This window comes from Bacillus sp. mrc49 (genome assembly GCF_002803435.1).
The window spans coordinates 1-326 of the sequence record NZ_PHNG01000061.1 but is presented as its reverse complement, the minus strand read 5'-3'; the positions used below and the strand labels follow the sequence as shown (position 1 = coordinate 326).

Annotated in this window: 1 rRNA gene; it reads right to left on the bottom strand. The window is 58.9% G+C overall.

The features are described 5' to 3' along the window. Positions 1–326: ribosomal RNA gene (locus CVN76_RS00465) — 23S ribosomal RNA — on the bottom strand; the annotation flags it as partial.

The window sequence follows — 326 nt, the reverse complement described above, 5'->3', positions numbered from 1 at the left end:
ATCCCGGTCCTCTCGTACTAAGGACAGCTCCTCTCAAATTTCCTGCGCCCGCGACGGATAGGGACCGAACTGTCTCACGACGTTCTGAACCCAGCTCGCGTACCGCTTTAATGGGCGAACAGCCCAACCCTTGGGACCGACTACAGCCCCAGGATGCGATGAGCCGACATCGAGGTGCCAAACCTCCCCGTCGATGTGGCCTCTTGGGGGAGATAAGCCTGTTATCCCCGGGGTAGCTTTTATCCGTTGAGCGATGGCCCTTCCATGCGGAACCACCGGATCACTAAGCCCGACTTTCGTCCCTGCTCGACTTGTAGGTCTCGCAG